This window comes from Rheinheimera aquimaris (genome assembly GCF_020531985.1).
In the GTDB taxonomy this organism is placed as follows: Bacteria; Pseudomonadota; Gammaproteobacteria; order Enterobacterales; family Alteromonadaceae; genus Alishewanella; species Alishewanella aquimaris.
The window spans coordinates 1,028,972-1,046,389 of record NZ_JAJAVQ010000001.1; the positions used below are offsets into that span (position 1 = coordinate 1,028,972).

At 49.8% G+C, this 17,418-nt stretch carries 19 protein-coding genes; 7 read left to right on the plus strand and 12 right to left on the minus strand.

Annotated elements, in window-relative coordinates:
• Positions 1–75: 75 nt before the first annotated feature.
• A complete protein-coding gene (locus LHL18_RS04720; RefSeq protein WP_226765972.1) occupies positions 76–525 on the plus strand; it encodes a c-type cytochrome in 450 nt (149 codons plus the stop codon).
• Positions 526–550: 25 nt separating this feature from the next.
• On the opposite strand, the gene LHL18_RS04725 is transcribed toward LHL18_RS04720, so the two are convergent.
• The gene (locus LHL18_RS04725) at positions 551–1,201 is read right to left on the minus strand and encodes a cytochrome b/b6 domain-containing protein (RefSeq protein ID WP_226765973.1); all 651 of its coding nucleotides are present in this window, start codon (positions 1,199–1,201) and stop codon (positions 551–553) included.
• A 55-nt stretch (positions 1,202–1,256) separates the two neighbouring features.
• Here LHL18_RS04725 and LHL18_RS04730 point away from each other — a divergent pair, with 55 nt between their 5' ends.
• From LHL18_RS04730 to LHL18_RS04745, 4 genes are all read left to right on the plus strand, one after another.
• Positions 1,257–3,602, plus strand: a complete 2,346-nt coding sequence (locus LHL18_RS04730; protein WP_226765974.1) for a penicillin acylase family protein — start codon at positions 1,257–1,259, stop codon at positions 3,600–3,602.
• A 180-nt stretch (positions 3,603–3,782) separates the two neighbouring features.
• Entirely contained in the window at positions 3,783–4,937 is a 1,155-nt protein-coding gene (locus LHL18_RS04735; RefSeq protein WP_134059514.1) for a chorismate mutase, read from the plus strand.
• 119 nt (positions 4,938–5,056) lie between these two features.
• Positions 5,057–5,302, plus strand: a complete 246-nt coding sequence (locus LHL18_RS04740; protein ID WP_134059517.1) for a type II toxin-antitoxin system CcdA family antitoxin — start codon at positions 5,057–5,059, stop codon at positions 5,300–5,302.
• On the plus strand, positions 5,302–5,619 hold the full coding sequence (locus LHL18_RS04745) for a CcdB family protein (protein WP_134059520.1): 318 nt from the start codon (positions 5,302–5,304) through the stop codon (positions 5,617–5,619). Before LHL18_RS04740 ends, LHL18_RS04745 begins: the two co-directional genes overlap by 1 nt.
• Before the next feature lie 110 nt (positions 5,620–5,729).
• On the opposite strand, the gene gloA2 is transcribed toward LHL18_RS04745, so the two are convergent.
• From gloA2 to LHL18_RS04760, 3 genes are all read right to left on the minus strand, one after another.
• Positions 5,730–6,125, minus strand: coding sequence for an SMU1112c/YaeR family gloxylase I-like metalloprotein (gene gloA2, locus LHL18_RS04750; RefSeq protein ID WP_134059523.1), 396 nt, complete (start codon positions 6,123–6,125; stop codon positions 5,730–5,732).
• 192 nt (positions 6,126–6,317) lie between these two features.
• On the minus strand, positions 6,318–7,292 hold the full coding sequence (locus LHL18_RS04755) for a tetratricopeptide repeat protein (protein ID WP_134059526.1): 975 nt from the start codon (positions 7,290–7,292) through the stop codon (positions 6,318–6,320).
• A gap of 96 nt (positions 7,293–7,388) precedes the next feature.
• Entirely contained in the window at positions 7,389–8,795 is a 1,407-nt protein-coding gene (locus LHL18_RS04760; RefSeq protein ID WP_226765975.1) for an MBL fold metallo-hydrolase RNA specificity domain-containing protein, read from the minus strand.
• Positions 8,796–8,937: 142 nt separating this feature from the next.
• On the opposite strand from LHL18_RS04760, the gene LHL18_RS04765 reads away from it, so the two are divergent.
• A complete protein-coding gene (locus tag LHL18_RS04765; protein WP_226765976.1) occupies positions 8,938–9,819 on the plus strand; it encodes an LOG family protein in 882 nt (293 codons plus the stop codon).
• On the opposite strand, the gene tyrA is transcribed toward LHL18_RS04765, so the two are convergent.
• The 8 genes from tyrA to ffh form a co-directional block, all read right to left on the minus strand.
• A complete protein-coding gene (gene tyrA, locus LHL18_RS04770) occupies positions 9,816–10,946 on the minus strand; it encodes a bifunctional chorismate mutase/prephenate dehydrogenase (RefSeq protein WP_226765977.1) in 1,131 nt (376 codons plus the stop codon). The two genes, LHL18_RS04765 and tyrA, sit on opposite strands and share 4 nt — an antisense overlap.
• A 1-nt stretch (position 10,947) precedes the next feature.
• Positions 10,948–12,006 (minus strand): 3-deoxy-7-phosphoheptulonate synthase, encoded by a 1,059-nt coding sequence (locus LHL18_RS04775; RefSeq protein WP_134059538.1) that lies wholly within the window; start codon positions 12,004–12,006, stop codon positions 10,948–10,950.
• Positions 12,007–12,234: 228 nt separating this feature from the next.
• On the minus strand, positions 12,235–12,852 hold the full coding sequence (locus LHL18_RS04780; protein ID WP_226765978.1) for a DNA-J related domain-containing protein: 618 nt from the start codon (positions 12,850–12,852) through the stop codon (positions 12,235–12,237).
• A gap of 57 nt (positions 12,853–12,909) precedes the next feature.
• Entirely contained in the window at positions 12,910–13,269 is a 360-nt protein-coding gene (rplS, locus tag LHL18_RS04785; protein ID WP_134059544.1) for a 50S ribosomal protein L19, read from the minus strand.
• A gap of 12 nt (positions 13,270–13,281) precedes the next feature.
• Positions 13,282–14,079 carry a tRNA (guanosine(37)-N1)-methyltransferase TrmD gene (trmD, locus tag LHL18_RS04790; protein ID WP_404817927.1) on the minus strand — a complete coding sequence of 266 codons (798 nt, stop codon included), beginning with the start codon at positions 14,077–14,079 and terminating at the stop codon, positions 13,282–13,284.
• Positions 14,079–14,606, minus strand: coding sequence for a ribosome maturation factor RimM (gene rimM / locus LHL18_RS04795; RefSeq protein WP_134059550.1), 528 nt, complete (start codon positions 14,604–14,606; stop codon positions 14,079–14,081). The genes trmD and rimM overlap by 1 nt, the downstream gene beginning before the upstream one ends.
• Before the next feature lie 29 nt (positions 14,607–14,635).
• Positions 14,636–14,887, minus strand: coding sequence for a 30S ribosomal protein S16 (gene rpsP / locus LHL18_RS04800; protein ID WP_134059552.1), 252 nt, complete (start codon positions 14,885–14,887; stop codon positions 14,636–14,638).
• Between the two features lie 169 nt (positions 14,888–15,056).
• A complete protein-coding gene (gene ffh / locus LHL18_RS04805; protein WP_226765979.1) occupies positions 15,057–16,424 on the minus strand; it encodes a signal recognition particle protein in 1,368 nt (455 codons plus the stop codon).
• Between the two features lie 149 nt (positions 16,425–16,573).
• Here ffh and LHL18_RS04810 point away from each other — a divergent pair, with 149 nt between their 5' ends.
• Positions 16,574–17,380, plus strand: coding sequence for a cytochrome C assembly family protein (locus LHL18_RS04810; protein WP_226765980.1), 807 nt, complete (start codon positions 16,574–16,576; stop codon positions 17,378–17,380).
• Positions 17,381–17,418 lie beyond the last annotated feature (38 nt).

A 17,418-nucleotide genomic window follows, 5' to 3' on the forward strand; every position in this document is an offset into this window, starting at 1 on the left:
TGGCAAGATATCGCTTTCTGTTAAGATACGACCTCATCATTATTGCATGTAAATTCATCAAAAGAGAACGATACAATGAAAAAACCCCTGCTCGCCGCTTTATTACTGTCACTGACATCTGCAGCTTATGCCGGCAGCGCCTTTACTGATGCCAAAGACAGCATTACCTACCGTCAAGCTGCTTTTCAGATGATCCGTCATAACATGGCTGATATCTCAGATATGTTAAAAGGGGATGTAAGCTACGATGCAGCGCGTGCCAGCAAACGCGCCGCCGCACTGGCCACCTTAACGACCCTGCCGTGGGAAGCGTTTAGTGTACCTGGCGCAGAACAGGGTGGCGGTGACGCTAAAGCGGCAATATGGCAAAATCTGCAGGATTTTAATAGCCGTGGTGAAAAGCTGGCAGCAGACGCCAAAGCATTACAACTGGCGGCAGACAGCGGCGATCAGGCCGCTTTACGCAAGGCCTTTGGTACCTTCGCCCGTAACTGCAAAGCCTGTCACGACGATTATAAAAACTAAGCTTGTAAGCCCCCGGTGCTGCTGCTCACAGCAGCGCCAACAATGCCCCGCCCTGCCACCACAGTAATACAGCCAGTACAGCGGCAAACACAATAAAAAATACAGTACTGTTGCGAAGCTTAGGTTTTTGTTCAGTTGTAATAGCGTCTTTGCCGGTTAGCATCACTGCCAGTACATTGTGCAGCCGCACGCTGTGCCACAGCGCCGCGACAATGTGTACCCCAATGGCCGCCAGCAGAATATTAATATTAATGCTGTGAATATCAGACGCTATCTCCACCCAGCTGCCGGGTAAAATGCTGACCAGGGGCCCGTCACTAAGATAGCTGTTATCAAAAGTAGCCAGCCCACTGACTAACTGAATGCTAACAAGTAGCAGCAGCAACACTATCATATAAAACGACGCCGGATTGTGTCCGGCCACGGCAACCGGGTGGCGTAAATAATGTATGGCTGCAACCGGTGTTGCAGCAAAACGGCTAAAGCGGGCGCTCTCACTGCCAATAACACCCCATATCAAGCGGGCAATAACCAGCGCAGCTAAGGTATAGGCCAGCAGCTGATGCTGGGCCATCAGGCCTTCTTCACCGGTATACCAAAGTGCTGCAATCAGCAACACCTGACTCCAGTGGAAAAAACGTACAGCGACGTCCCATACTTTTACTTTCTGTGACATTGTGTCTGGTCTCCGTTATGCTAAGTTTTTGATTTTATACCAGAGAAGAGCAAAGATGAATTGGTGGAAATGGCTGCTTAGCGTCTTAGTATTGCTGCTGACCTTATCGGCTGCGGCAATTTATTCCCTGCTGTACCTCAGTTTGCCGGATTATAACGGCACGCTTAGCAGCAGTATAAATAATACTGCCCGGCTGGAGCGCGATGCGCTTGGCTACCTGAGCGTACATGCAGCCAACCGCAATGATGCAGCGTTTGCGCTGGGGTTTGCTCATGCCCAGGAACGCTTTTTTCAGATGGATATTTTAAGGCGCAATGCCGCAGGCGAATTAGCTGAATTATTTGGTGAGCGGGCGTTAAATGCGGATAAAAACTTGCGTAAACATCGCTTTCGCCAACGCGCCCGACAGGCATTAGCCGCGCTGCCTGAACCTGAGCATCGTTTGCTGTCAGACTACAGCCGAGGTGTTAATGAAGGTCTGAGTGCACTGTCGCTGAAACCTTTTGAATACCTGCTGCTGGGCCAAAGACCAGCTAGTTGGCAAGACGAAGATTCCTTTTTAGTCATTTACTCGATGTATCTGGATTTACAAAGTAGGCTGGGCCGCGACGACTATGCGATGACGGTACTCAAGCAAGCGCTGCCGGGCGACTGGTATCAGTTTTTACAACAGCATTCCGATGTCTGGCAGGCTGCCCTCGATGGTAGCCGGATTGAGCCGGTTAATCTGCCAGAATCTGACTACCCGTCACTACTACGTCAGCCAGATATGGCCTGTAATAACTGCCTGTTGATGGACAGCGCTGATATCGGCAGTAATAACTTCGCCGTTGCCGGCAGTTTAACGTCGCATGGCAGCGCTATTCTGGCTGACGATATGCATTTGGGGATCCGTGTACCGGGCACCTGGTACAAAGCCCAACTCAACTGGCGCGAAAATGGCAACATGCACACCGTAACCGGCCTGACATTGCCCGGCGCACCTGCCGTTGTTGCCGGTTCAAATGGTGCCTTGGCCTGGGGCTTTACCAACAGCACTGCCGACTGGCATGACCTTGTCGCGCTGACATTATCCGAAGATGGTAAACGCTACCTTACTCCTGATGGTTACAAGCCACTGATAAATCTGTATGAGACCATTAAAATTGCCGGCCAGGCCGATCAAACCATTGAATTGACAGAAACCCAGTGGGGCCCGGTAGTGCAGTTTGGTGATAGTCCGCTTTATGCGCTGCGCTGGGTTGCGTATGACGATATTGCGGTGAATTTTCGTTTAATGCAGTTGGAACAAACACAGACTGTAGATCAAGCGTTGCAACTGGCGCCGAAAGTGGGTGTACCTGCGCAAAACTTGCTGGTTGCTGATAGCCGCGGTGATATTGGCTGGAGCATTATAGGCCCTATCCCAAAGCGGCAGTTGAATGACTTTGATACCGCGCAGGACTGGAGCGATGGCAGCCAGGGCTGGCTTGGCTATTACAGCCCGGAGCAACAACCGCAGCTTAGCGGCAGTGAGCGCTTATGGACAGCCAACGCCAGAATGATTGGCGGTGAGGCCTATCAGCTGATTGGTAACGGCGGTTACGATTTAGGCGCCCGGGGCTGGCAGATCCATCAGGGCCTGAATGCACTGCAACACGCTGATGAGCAGGCGTTGCATCAAATCCAGCTGGATAATCGCGCGTTGATGCTGCAGCGCTGGCGTGACCTGTTACTGGAAGTGCTGGACAGTGAAACCGTAGAGCAGCATCAGTTGCAGTCTTACCGCCAGTATATTGTCAGCAGTTCGCAGCGCGCTGCGGTCGATGATGTTGGCTACAGTCTGGTAAGAGCCTTTCGCCTGCAATTACTGCAACTACAGTTTGCTCCGCTATCGGCTTATCTGGAACAGCATGGCGCACGCAGTCAGGATTTAAAATACCCGTTGGAAGCACCGATGTGGCAGCTGCTGCAACATCGGCGCCCGGACACCTTGCCGCCGGGCTTTAGCGATTGGCCAGCCTTGTTGCTTGCAGCAGTACTGCAAAGCAAAACAGAGTTGGAACAACAATACGGCAGCTTAGCGCAAAGTCACTGGGGCGCCCTGAACGAAGCCAGAATTCAGCATCCGCTGGCATCGGCCATTCCGCTATTAGGTGATTGGCTGAACATGCCGGCAACACCGATGAACGGCGACCGCCATATGCCCCGTGTACAGTTGCCCGGTTTTGGTCAGTCAGAGCGCATGGTCGTCGCACCAGGACAGGAACAACTGGGTATACTGACCATACCGGCAGGCCAGTCCGGCCACCCGCTGTCGCCGTTTTACCGGGCCGATCATCAGTACTGGTTAAATGAGGTTGCGTTGCCCTTTTTACCGGGTGAGAAAAAATATCAGCTGTTGCTAACCCCACAGGGTTGACTTTAGCCATCCAGACGGACTATGTTAGCAGCCATGAAAACTGTATTTAGCGCACTCAGCTTTTTTAGCTTTACCACCTTATATGGGAGGCGGTAAGCTGCGCGCGCAGTAAAACCAGAAAACCTCCCCTTGTGGGAGGTTTTTTTTTACCTGTTTAGCACACAACCTGAGATATAAAACATGGAACTGGATGAAATACGTCACGCCATCAGCGATACCGATCAGCAACTGCTGGGGCTATTAGCCAAAAGGCGCCAGCTGGCGTTGGCCGTAGCTGATGCCAAGCTGGCACAGAACAAACCGATACGCGATCAAAAACGTGAGCAGGAACTGCTGGTGTCTCTGATAAGCCAGGGCAAACCGTTAGGATTAGACGCCCAGTACGTTACCCGGCTGTATCATGTGATCATTGAAGACTCGGTACTACAGCAACAGGCAAAAATTCAGGGCCAGCTTAACGGTACCGACAGCCCGGCGGTACGGGTAGCCTTTTTGGGTGGTCAGGGATCTTACAGTTACTGGGCAACCCAAAAATACTTCACCCGCCGCGCCGAGCGCATTATTGAACAGGGCTGTGACAGCTTTAATGAAATTGTGCAGGCAGTAGAAACCGGCCACGCCGACTACGCTGTGTTACCAATAGAAAACACCTCGTCAGGCAGTATCAACGAAGTTTATGATTTACTGCAGCATACCCGTTTATCTATCGTCGGCGAACTGACCCACCCTATCGCGCATTGTTTACTGGGTTTGCCAGGCACCGATTTAAGCAAAATCCGCCAGGTGTGTGCTCATCCGCAGGTTATTGCGCAGTGCAGCCAGTACCTGCAAGGCTTGTCACAAGTGAAAATTGAATACTGTGACAGCTCATCTGATGCTTTCACCCGTATTAAACAGCAACAAGACCCGACTGTCGTTGCCATAGGTGGCGAAGAAGGCGGCCAGTTGTATGGTTTGCAAGTACTTACCCGCGATTTAGCTAACCAGAAAGATAACGTCAGCCGTTTTATTGTCGTGGCACGTAAACCTGTTACCGTGGCCAAAGCCATACCGGCAAAAACCACCTTTATTATGTATACCGGCCAGCAGCCAGGTGCACTGGTAGATGCATTGTTGGTACTTAAACAGCACGGTATCAGCATGGCAAAACTGGAATCACGGCCGATAAACGGCAACCCGTGGGAAGAAATGTTTTACGTTGACGTATTCGCTAACCTGAGCGATTACGCCATGACCCGCGCACTGGAAGAGCTGAATAAAATTACCAAGTTTATTAAGGTATTAGGCTGTTATCCCAGTGAGGATATAGAACCAACCCAGGTTACTGCCGGCTGATAAGCTGGTTAGACAGGGGCCTGAAGCCCCTGTCTAACCAAATCTGCATCACAGTATGTACCTTGCGCCTTACCTTTTATGCGCATAAGCTATGCACAAATCTGGTATGGAGTGTCGCAATGAACCGTGCATACAACTCTCAGGCGCCCAAAAAGCCAACCAATGTAAGTATAAACAGCGACTTACTGGAAAAAGCTCGCGGCCTGAATATCAATCTGTCCGCCACGCTGGAGCTAGCGTTAGCGGAGCAACTACGCAGCGCTCAGCGTGCAAAATGGCTAAGCGATAATAAAGACGCTATTGCAGCTTACAACCAGTTTGTTGAAACGAACGGCACTTTTAGTGACAGTGTCAGTAAATTTTAATGGCGCAGTTTATCGCTTACGCTAATAGTAACCCGGTTACGCAAAAGCAATATCCGTATTTGCTGGATATTCAAAGTGACTTATTAAGCGAGCTGAAAACTACAGTGGTGATACCGCTGTCGCCCACCAAACTGGTTGCCGCTATCAGCCTGAGCCGGCTTAACCCGGCCCTGACATTAAATGGCGAACAGCTTACTGCCATGACACAGGATCTGGCGGGAATTGATCGCCGTCAGCTCGGCGCAGCAGCGGGCGATTTATCAGACTATCGCAGTGAAATTATCGCCGCACTGGATTTTGTTATCTCGGGTATTTAGCAGCAAAACCATCTTACTTATAACCAGTTTGTTGAAACCTTTTTGAAGAAACGGTAAAGATTGTAGCTTACAGTGAAGCTGCTGGGCGCAATAATGCTTCCTGAGGTTAATCAGCGCTGATATAACTCCAGCGGCAGGCCGTCGGGGTCTTGAAAGAAGGTAAAAGCTTTGGCGGTAAACTCGTCGGTGCGGATGGGTTCTACATCAACGCCGTTTTGCGTTAAGTAATCGGCAAATTCTGCGACGTTATCTACCACAAATGCCAGATGACGCAGCCCCTGTGCTTCAGGCTGGCTGGGCCGTGGCGGTGGATTGGGAAAGCTGAACAGCTCAAGCTGATTGCCATTGGGCAAGGCTAAATCGAGTTTCCAGGAATCGCGCGCAGCGCGGTAGTTTTCGGCCAGTACTTTAAGCCCTAAAAGTTCGGTATAAAACCGCTTTGAAGCTTTGTAGTCGCTGCAAATTATCGCAACGTGGTGAATAGCGTGAAGCTGTGGTCTGCTCATAAGAAAAGCCTGAAGTTAGTCTAATACCAATCAGTTGAACTTGCGGGCGCCATCAGTTTGCCCACACCAACACGCCGTGAACCCAATCCCTGGGGACTCCTCTCAGCCCATCCAGGGCTGAGACGGTTGGCTTAGGGCAAACCGATTCCGCTTAAATGCTCAGCATTATGAGATTAGTCAGGCCTTAGTTTATCAGAGCAGCTTTTGCAGCTCATCTTTTAGCTGCTTATCCTGGGTAGAAGCCAGTACAGGTTTAAGTAGTAGCTCGGCTTTATCCTGCTGCTGTTGCGCGATATACAGTTGCCCCAAACGCAATTTAGCCCAGTCGATATTATCTGCTGTGGGCTGTTGTTCAATAAACTGCTGCAAAGCACTGATACCTTTATCATGATCAGTCTGCCCTTTTACCGCTGATCGGCCAATCTGATACAGTGCCTGCGCTTTTGCATCCGCGGCTTCATCATCATCTGCTGGCATCGTCAGCGCCTGCTCAAATAAAGAGATTGCTTTGACATGTTTATCGGCACGGGAAAAGGCAACGCCGCGCTGTAAGTAGCTTTCAGGTCGCTTGCTCAGTAGCTCATCTTCTGCCAGTAACGCAGTAAATACCGCATCATCGGTTAAATCAGACGCGTTCAACGCCAGTAAAGCGCCCTGCAGCGGATCTAGCTGTTTTAATTTCTGCGCCAGCTTTAAGGCTTCTGCTTTATCACCACCGGCAATACCTGGCGCCTGATTCAGAAAACTGCCAAGCGCTATGTAGCTGCGCGGGTTATCCGGTGACAGCTCAAGTGCAGTCTGATACGCCTTCTTACAGCGCTTGGCGTAGCCCAGGGCACTGAACATGCTGGCATCGGCCGCCAAATTACAACTGACTGTAGCGTACCAATGCTGATAGTCGGCATTGTTCGCATCATATTTAACGGCTTTCTCCAGTAGCTCTTCAGCCTGCTCGGTGTTGTGCAATAGTGCTTCAGTTTGCCCCAGCAACGCCAACAGTTCAGCGTCCTTGGTTTTTTTCGTTACCAAAGGCGACAATAAAGTGTGTGCAGCAGTATAGTCCTGCGCGTGCCACAGCACTTTAACCTGCGAGGAAATATCGGCAGCGCCGGCCATTACGGCCTGACTTAACAATAGCGGCGCAATAAACATAAGGCATTTTTGCATAGTGGTTCCTGGGGTATAGGGTAAGTTGTTTAACCACTATAAGGTGCTATTTGCACTATGCCTATGTGTAAAAAGTAACAAAATGCATCTGTGTCATTACAGCTCAATAACATCACCCTTGGCTGGAATATTTGCCTTAATACCCACATCAGCAAGTTTCTGTTGCAATATCTGCTGTGCTTCAGGTTCGCCATGCACCAGGTAAAAATCAGGTTGCCCGCCTATAGCTTGCGCCCAAGCCAATAACTCTGCCTGACCGGCATGTGCTGAAAAACCGCCAATGGTGTGCACTTTGGCTTTTACAACGATATCCTGGCCAAACAGCCTGACCCGCCGCTCGCCATCAACCAGGCGCCTGCCAAGTGTGCCCATCGCCTGAAAACCAACAAAAATAAGATGATTCGCACTTTTCCACAAATTGTGTTTTAAATGATGCACAATGCGGCCACCGTTACACATACCGCTACCAGCAATAATAATGGCGCCGCCGCTTACCCGGTTGATCGCCATCGACTCGTCAACACTTTCTGTCAGGCGCAGCATGGGCAATAAATCCTGTAACTGCATGCCTTTTTTAAAGCCAATAGCGGCCAGATCTTTCTGGTCCAGGCACTCCAGATAGTCGTTATAAATATTGGTAATATTGATAGCCATCGGGCTATCGAGAAAAATCATCCGCTGTTTTAACCGGCCCTGATGATGCAACTGTGCCAGATAATATAAAATCTCTTGCGAGCGCCCGAGCGCAAAAGCCGGAATAAACACGTTGCCACCGTCTTTATTCGCTTGCTCCAGTGCCTGCGCCATCTCATCCAGTGAGTTGTCTAAATTCTGATGATTGCGATCACCATAAGTCGATTCCATCAGCACGATATCTGCCTCGCCAATGGCACTGGGATCATGCATCAATACCGTGGCAGGGTTACCAAGGTCCCCTGAAAACACCAGCTTACGCATGGCTTTGTGGCCTTTGAGCCATAACTGTATTATCGCAGACCCTAGAATATGCCCGGCATCACTAAACTCCAGCTCTAATCCTGGCAGCGGTGTAATGCGCTTTTTATAGCCTAAGGTTTCGCACAGCTGCACAACCCTTTCAGCGTCTTGTACGGATAGCACCGGGTCCTGTATTTTTCTGCCGGCCCGGGCGGCTTTCTTATTTTGCCACTCTAAGTCTTTCAGATATAAATGCACCGAGTCTTTCAGTAGCACCGGTAACAACTGAGCCGTGCCTGGCGAACAAATGATTTTGCCATCAAAGCCACGCGCCACCAGCAGGGGCAGTAAGCCGCTGTGGTCGATATGTGCATGTGACAGAATAACCAGATCAATATCTTTGGGCTTAAAGGCAAAGCGGAACTTATGCCATTCGCGAATTTGATCTGCCCCCTGCACCATGCCGCAATCCAGCAGGATCTGCTTACCGTTAATTCTTATCAGGTAACAGGAGCCGGTAACTTGCTGAGCAGCCCCGACAAACTGCAGTGTGGCGGAAAGTGGCATAAAGATAATCCTCGTCATAACGTTTTAATGGTTATAGCGCAAACTTAAGCATTAAAGATTAGCCTATATCAAACAACATGTTAGTTTTACCGTTATGCTGTAACTTTTATAGGCTGAAATACGCTGTTACCGGAGCAGATTAATGACAGACGATCCACATCAATTACACGAGCGTCACCTGACCTCTGCACAACAATCAATGCAGGCCGTTGAAACATCAAAACAAAACAGCGCCTACCGGCTGGCTTTTGCCGATAATGATTTTCTGATGCAGGATGAACTGCGCCATGTCCGCTTGCAGTTGGAATACCTGAAACCACAGCTGATACTGGAACAGCACAATATTAATGCCACTATAGTGGTGTTTGGCAGCGCCCGTTTCCTCAGCACAGAGCAGGCAAAAACGTTACTGATTAAAGCAAAAGCCGCTGTAACAGAAACAGATAGCGCGGAACACAGACTGGCTTTGAAGCATGCCAAAAAGCAGCTGCATAACAGCAAATACTACACGGCGGCGCAGCACTTCGCGGCGCTGGTCACCCGCTACAGCTGTTGTAAACCGGATAACGCCATGACCATTATCAGCGGCGGCGGCCCGGGCGTAATGGAAGCCGCGAACCGCGGCGCGATGGATGCCGGGGGCTCAAGCATTGGCCTGAATATCGTTTTGCCGAAGGAGCAGCAACCCAACCCTTATATCACGCCGCAGTTTTGCTTCCAGTTTCACTACTTCGCCATTCGCAAAATGCACTTTTTGCAGCGGGCCCGGGCGTTAGTCGCCTTCCCGGGAGGCTTTGGTACTCTGGATGAGCTGTTTGAAACCCTGACACTGATCCAAACCAAAAAAGCTGTGCAGGTACCGGTGATTTTATATGACAAAGCGTTCTGGCAAAAACTGATTAACTTCGACATGCTGGTAGAGGAAGGCCTGATAAGTTCTGAAGATATAGCGCTTATCCAATATGCGGATACACCGGAACAAGCATGGCAGCTGATAGCAGACTTCTATCAGCTTTCACGTTAACTGCGGCTATCCGCTGCTTTTTGCAGTAGCTGCTTGCTCTCCTGCAAAAACTGGCCTGCCAGTTCACCAAAGTAGTGCTGACCTTTGCCAAACTGCGCCATTAAACCGGCCTTATCTTTGGCCTTCAGTAATGCCAGTAGCTGAGTAAAACGCTGCTGATAACGTTCTAACAGCGTGGCAACCTCACAGGATGACAGCATAATATCAGCGTATAACTCGGCATTTTGCGCAAATAAGCGCCCCACCATCGCCAGCTCCAGCCGGTATATTGGCGAGCTTAGCTGCAGCAGTTCGTTTAAATCAGCGTTTTCATCTGCCAGATGCACACCATAGACCAAGGAAGAAAAGTGTCGCATCGCCTGAATCAGTTGCATGGCGCTGTCGTGCTCTGTTGCTTGTTTAACCGCTAACTCCGCGCCCCAGACATTGAGCTGTTTCAGCAGCCATTGATATTCGTTCTCGGCGCGGCCATGACATACCACCACAACCTGCTTAACAAGATTGGTAATGTCAGGGCCAAACATCGGGTGCAGCCCGACAACCGGACCACTATGTTTAGCCAGCATGGCGCTAAGTGGCTGCGCTTTAATACTGGTGATATCGGCCAGTACACAATTAGCTGGTAAGGGTGGTAATTGTTTAATCAGCTGTTCGGTCAGCGTAATTGGCACCGCCATCAACACCAGTGCAGCGTCAGCACAGAGCTGCTCAGCCTGATACCAGTCGTGCTGCTCCAGCACCACCACCTGATAGCCTGAGCGCTGAAATAAACTGACAAAACGCGCACCTAACGCGCCGGCCCCACCGACGACAACCACTTTACCGCCGCCTTGACGACAGCAGACAAAACCGCTTTCCTGCGTCTGATAGGATTCACGCATAATGCGTCTGAGCACATCCTCGGCGAGATCGGCAGATACCCCCAAAGATTCAGCCTGGCTACGCCGCGCGCTAAGCAGCGCCTGCTCGCGCTCAGGCACATACACCGGCAACGCATATTGCTGCTTAATCTTACCCACTTGCGCAGTAACTTTCGCACGTTTAGCCAGTAACGCTACCAGCTGACTGTCGATACTGTCTATCTGCTCCCGCAAAGGCGCTAAAGCCTGCTTAGCTGCTTCACTCATCTCAGGCAGCCGCCACGGCAGGCTGCATTTGCCGGTGAATATTGGCCAGCAACGCTGCAGTGCTGTCCCAGTCTATACAGGCATCGGTTACTGAAACGCCATATTTTTCCGCTTTTCCATCAACCAGGTCTTGCCGCCCGGCGTGCAGGTGACTTTCCAACATAATACCGATAATAGCGGTATTGCCGGCCAGACGTTGCGCCAGTACGTTCAGCGCCACTTCGCCCTGCCGGTTATGATCTTTGTTCGAGTTACCATGGCTGCAATCCACCACTATGCCGCGCGGTAACTTCAGTTTATCCAACTTAGCCAGCGCTTCTCCGATGCTGTGCTCGTCATAATTCGGCTTAGCGCCACCGCGCAGAATAATATGTCCATCCGGGTTACCGGCTGTTTGCACCAGGCTCACTTCGCCGCGCTGGTTAATACCAATAAAACTGTGGCCGCTGGCTGCTGATTGCAGTGCATTAAGCGCAATATTCAAATTACCGTCGGTGCCGTTTTTAAAACCAACCGGCATCGACAGGCCACTGGCCATTTCGCGGTGTGTTTGCGACTCGACAGTGCGGGCGCCTATCGCCGACCAGCTGATTAAATCTGACATGTATTGCGGGCTGATAGGGTCCAGCGCTTCAGTCGCCGTAGGCAGCTCCATCTCTACCATCTTCAGCAACAGTTCACGGCCCCATGTCAGGCCGGTTTCCAAATCAAAAGAGTCGTCCAGATGCGGGTCATTGATAAAACCTTTCCAACCTACGGTGGTACGTGGCTTTTCAAAGTAAACCCGCATCACTATGTACAGACTGTCTGCATATTCCAGCTGCAGTTGCTTTAACTTCTGTGCGTACTCAATAGCCGCCACCGGATCATGGATAGAACAAGGCCCGGTAACCACTAACAAACGTTTATCACGGCCATGCACAATATTGGCAATATCATTGCGGGCGTGCTGAACAAACTGGGCCCCCTGCTCTGACAACGGTAGCACTTTTTTTAGTACTGCCGGCGGGCTCAGCGGCTTTTCCGCCACTATACGTAAATCATCTACTATTTTGCTCATGCTAAAACTCCACCTAGGTGTTGCAGGCATTAAGCATAGGTAAAAACACTGAACTTGCTAAGCGCGCCCTTACGTAAACTTATTTATACACTGCGTAATCTTTAAAATACAATTTTGGCATAATAAAGATCCAAGCAAGCAACGTCAACCCATTACAGGCCAATAAAATCAAGATAACTGCAGAAATATTACACCGCAAAAAGTGTATTTTTTAATTTACAGCTGAGATCAGAATAACTCTAACAGCTGTTGATAAGCGTGCCGCAGCAAAATAAATTGTTGTGCGTCCCCACCACGATCCGGATGCAGCTGCAGCGCTTTAGTACGGTAAGCTTTTTTCAGCTGCGCGAGATTAAAATGTGCCGGCAATTGCAAAAGCGTTTCAGCCTCGGCCTGACTAAGCATCAACCGGGTTGATTGTGGTGCGGCAAAATGCTGCCAGAATGCACTCAGGTGCTGATCGAGCAGTTGCTCGGTCATGTGATGGAAGTTTTGCCAGTTCAGGTAATACTGCCGCCTGCCATCGTGAACATCAGATACAGGCGCTTGCGACACCGACAACAACCGCACTTTAGCCAGTTCAACACTCAGATAGCCCTGCTGCAAATCCAGCAGTTGCTGCTGCACTCGGTATAACAGATGGTACAGCACAAAATGCAGCTGAAAACGGTTCATATCGTCACTCAGCGCAATGTCACTATGTAGTTTCAGCCCAAGCCGTTTCAGCAGATATTGCTCTTCTATAGCTTGGTCGGCAACAGCTTGCGGCTCACACACCAGATTAAGCAATTGGTTTTGCAATAAATTCAGAACAGGTTCTGTCAGGGGGGAAGTATGCATAGTCATGGCACTACCATGCCAGAAAGAAAAAAGGCCGACAAGTGTCGGCCTTTAAAGGGTAGCTTAGTTAAGCTTTTCGCGGATACGCGCTGATTTACCTGAACGATCGCGTAAGTAGTAAAGCTTAGCACGGCGAACGGCACCACGACGTTTAACAGTGATGCTGTCTACCAGCGGGCTGTGCGTCTGGAATACACGCTCAACACCTTCGCCATTAGAGATTTTACGTACAGTGAAAGAAGAGTGCAGACCACGGTTACGCTTGGCGATAACTACGCCTTCGTATGCCTGTAAACGGGTTTTGTCACCTTCTTTAACTTTTACCTGAACAACTACAGTGTCGCCCGGCGCGAACGCTGGAACGTCTTGCTTTAACTGCTCGTCTTCAAGCTGTTTGATAATGTTTTGGCTAACTTTGCTCATAACAATCTCACTTTACCTGGAATAACTGTCTTCTTGCTGCCCCGTCCGGCACTCTTGCTGATATTCCTGTTGAAACTCAGCCAGTAACCGTCGTTGCTCCTCAGTCAGAGCCAGGAGATTTAACATATCTGGTCGTCTAAGCCAGGTTCTCCCAAGAGACTGCTTTAAACGCCAGCGTCGTATATTTTCATGGTTTCCACTCAGTAATACTGCTGGAACCTGTTTGTCTGATAACACTTCAGGCCTGGTGTAGTGTGGACAATCAAGCAAACCGGATGCAAAAGAATCCTGTTCTGCCGACTGTTCATGCCCCAGCACTCCTGGTACTAAGCGTGACACTGCATCAATCAATGTCATCGCGGGCAATTCGCCGCCACTTAACACGTAATCACCAATTGACCACTCAGAATCAATTTCGCTTTCTATTACGCGCTCATCAATGCCTTCATACCGGCCAGCTACTAACAGCAGCTTAGAATGTCGCGCCAGTTCGGCTACACCTTGCTGGTCCAGCTTGCGGCCTTGCGGCGACAAGTACACCGTGTGCACACCTTCTCCTGCAGCTTGCTTGGCGACGCGTATTGCGTCACGCAGCGGCTGCACCATCATCAGCATACCGGGGCCACCACCATAAGGCCGGTCATCTACAGTGCGATGTTTGTCCGTTGTGAAATCACGCGGGTTCCAACATTGCAGCTGCATAATTCCCTGCTTCACAGCACGGCCGGTTACCCCATATTGCGTTATTGCTTCAAACATCTGCGGGAACAGTGTTACCACACCAACCCACAACTTATTGTTCTCAGGCATTAAAACGCCGGGTCCCAGTCTACGATAATGCGACGCTCGGTTAGATCGACGCTCTTAATGACAGTGTCCATTAAAAACGGCAACAACCTTTCTTTCTGACCAAATGCATCGGTACGGTTAGCTTTAACCACTAAAACGTCGTTAGAGCCTGTTTCCATCATGTCGCTCACTTCACCTAAGTGGTAGCCTGCTTCGTTAATTACTGCCATCCCCATAAGGTCTTTCCAGTAATATTCGCCCTCTTCTAATGAAGGTAGCGCTTGGCTTGCTACGGCGATTTCAGCATTAACATAACGCTGCGCCAGATCGCGATCATTGACGCCGTCCAGTTTCGCTATCAGGCCATTACTATGGCGCTTCCAGCTAGAAACCTGCATTGGTTGCCAGTTACCCTGAAATTTAACTTGCCAGGGTGTGTAATCAAAAATCCCTTCCGGGAAGTCGGTGTAAGCGTTAACTTTCAGCCAGCCATTGATGCCGTAAACTGCACCAAATTTGCCAAGAACGACTAAATCTTTCTCACTCAAGCTGACTACTCCACACGACCTTTTGCTAATTAAGCAGCAGCTTTCTTAGCGTTTTTTACCAGAGTTGCAACGCGCTCACTCAGTGAAGCACCTTGTGCTACCCAGTGCTCAACGCGATCCAGATCCAGACGCAGTTTCTCTTCAGTACCGCCAGCGATTGGGTTAAAGAAACCCACGCGCTCAATAAAACGGCCATCACGAGCAAAACGGCTGTCCGCTACCACAACTTGGTAAAATGGACGCTTTTTCGCGCCACCACGTTGTAAACGAATAGTTACCATAAGGCCCTCTAATTTTATCGTTCAGGTTTTATCAAAAATAACAAAGCCCCCAGTCAGACTGAAGGGCTGCAGCATTTTACTGATTTAGAGCAGAATTGCAAGGCATTTCGCGGCTTGGCAGCCTTTATCTGAATGTGATAGCCCGCCTGGCAGCGGGCTTTAAGTATCGTTAGCGTGGAGGCAGCATACCCGGTGGCAGCTTGCCGCCCATGCCGCGCATCATCTTCATTAAGCCACCTTTACCCGACATCTGCTTCATCATTTTCTGCATCTGGGTAAATTGCTTCAGCAGCTGGTTAATATCCTGCACCTGGGTACCGGAACCTGCAGCAATGCGTTTTTTGCGCGAGCCTTTTAGCAAATCCGGAAACTCGCGCTCTTTGGGAGTCATGGAATTAATAATGGCTTCCATTTTCACGAACTGCTTGTCGCCCATCTGATTCATTGCGCCCGCAGGCAGGTTTTTCATCCCGGGTAATTTATCCAGCATCGACATCATGCCACCCATACCGCGCATCTGTACCAGCTGCTCGCGAAAATCTTCCAGTGAGAAGCCTTTACCCTTCATCACTTTTTGCGCCATTTTGGCTGCTTTGTCGCGATCGACCTTTTGCTCCAGCTCTTCAATCAGGCCAAGTACATCGCCCATGCCCAAAATGCGCGAGGCTATGCGGTCTGGGTGAAACGGTTCCAGTGCATCGGTTTTCTCACCGGTACCGATAAACTTAATTGGCTTGCCGGTAATGTGGCGGATAGATAACGCCGCACCACCACGGGCATCACCGTCAGCTTTAGTTAAAATCACACCGGTCAGAGGCAATGCGTCGTTAAAAGCCTTAGCAGTATTCGCTGCATCCTGACCAGTCATGGCATCGACCACAAACAAGGTTTCAATCGGCTTCACTGCAGCATGCAGCGCTTTGATTTCATCCATCATCTCGCTGTCAACATGCAGACGACCTGCAGTGTCGACCAGCAGCACATCAAAGATACGGGTACGGGCATGGGCAATAGCGGCATTGACAATATCGACCGGTTTTTGCGACACATCACTTGGAAAAAACTCAACACCAATGTCTTTAGCCAGTGTTTCCAGCTGTTTGATTGCCGCAGGGCGATAGACGTCAGCCGACACCACTAAAACTTTTTTCTTTTTCCGCTCGGTTAAGAACTTTGCCAGTTTGCCAACAGAAGTGGTTTTACCGGCGCCCTGTAAGCCCGCCATCATCACAACCGCTGGCGGCTGAGTATTAAGCTTAAGTTCTTCGTTGGCTTCGCCCATCGCATCTTCCAATGCTTTACGGACAATTTTCAGAAATTCCTGACCAGGGGTTAAGCTTTTACTGACTTCAAGCCCGACTGAGCGCTCTTTTACCGTGGCAACAAAGTCGCGAACTACAGGCAAAGCAACATCGGCTTCGAGCAGCGCCATACGCACTTCACGCAGCGTGTCTTTAATATTATCTTCGGTTAAACGTCCACGGCCGGTGATATTTTTTAGCGTGGCACTTAAACGGTCGGACAGATTCTCAAACATGGTTACTCACTCTACAGCGATATTGGCGCCGATTATATCAAAGACTGAAGTTCAGCGCAGCCGTTAAGAAACTGTTGCGCATCACACTGGGCATCGGGTTAAAGTTGCAATACAATAGCAAGCCACCGAAATGAAAGGAAATAGCTCTGATGTCCACGGCACTGTTTACTGCATTCGCTTTACTTGCTTATCTGGTTGCCACCGGCTCAGTATTGCTGCGTATTTTTCATCCGCAAGGCCCGCATTTTAAAACAACCTTCAGTGCCGCAGTGCTTGGTGTCGTGTTACACGCATTGGTGCTGGGCGATATGCTCTTTACCGGACAAGGCCAGAATTTTAGTCTGCTGAATGTCAGCTCACTGGTATGCTGGCTCATTACTGTTGCCGTTACACTGACAGCTCTGCGTACCCCGATCATTTTACTGCTGCCGGTTGTGTATGGTTTTGCTGCCATGGTACAGCTGGCAGTGTTAACGTTGCCACATAATGTACAACTGCATCACTTCGAACAAAACGTTGGTCTGCTGGTGCATATTACGCTGGCATTTATTGCTTACGCCATTCTGATGATGGCAATGTTGTACTCATTTCAGGTGAGCTATATCAACAACAAGTTAAAGCAAAAAAACATTGCTGCCGTGACCCGCCATATGCCGCCGCTGGTTCAGGCAGAAATACTGCAGTTCAGATTGTTGTTGGCAGGCACTGTTTTACTTGGTTTAGCGTTGCTGGTTGCAGCACTGTTTATGGATAACTGGCTGGCAAAAGAAAACCTGCATAAAACCATTTTTAGCCTGCTTGGCTTTATCGTGTTTGCAACCTTATGTTGGGGTCATGCCCGTAAAGGCTGGCGCGGCAAAATTGCCAATACATTAACCATAGCAGGCGCCGCGCTGTTAACACTTGGCTATTTTGGCAGCCGTTTTGTACGCGAAGTACTGTTAAATACACTTTAATCCTTGACTCAACAGGCACTTCGTAATATCAAGTACGG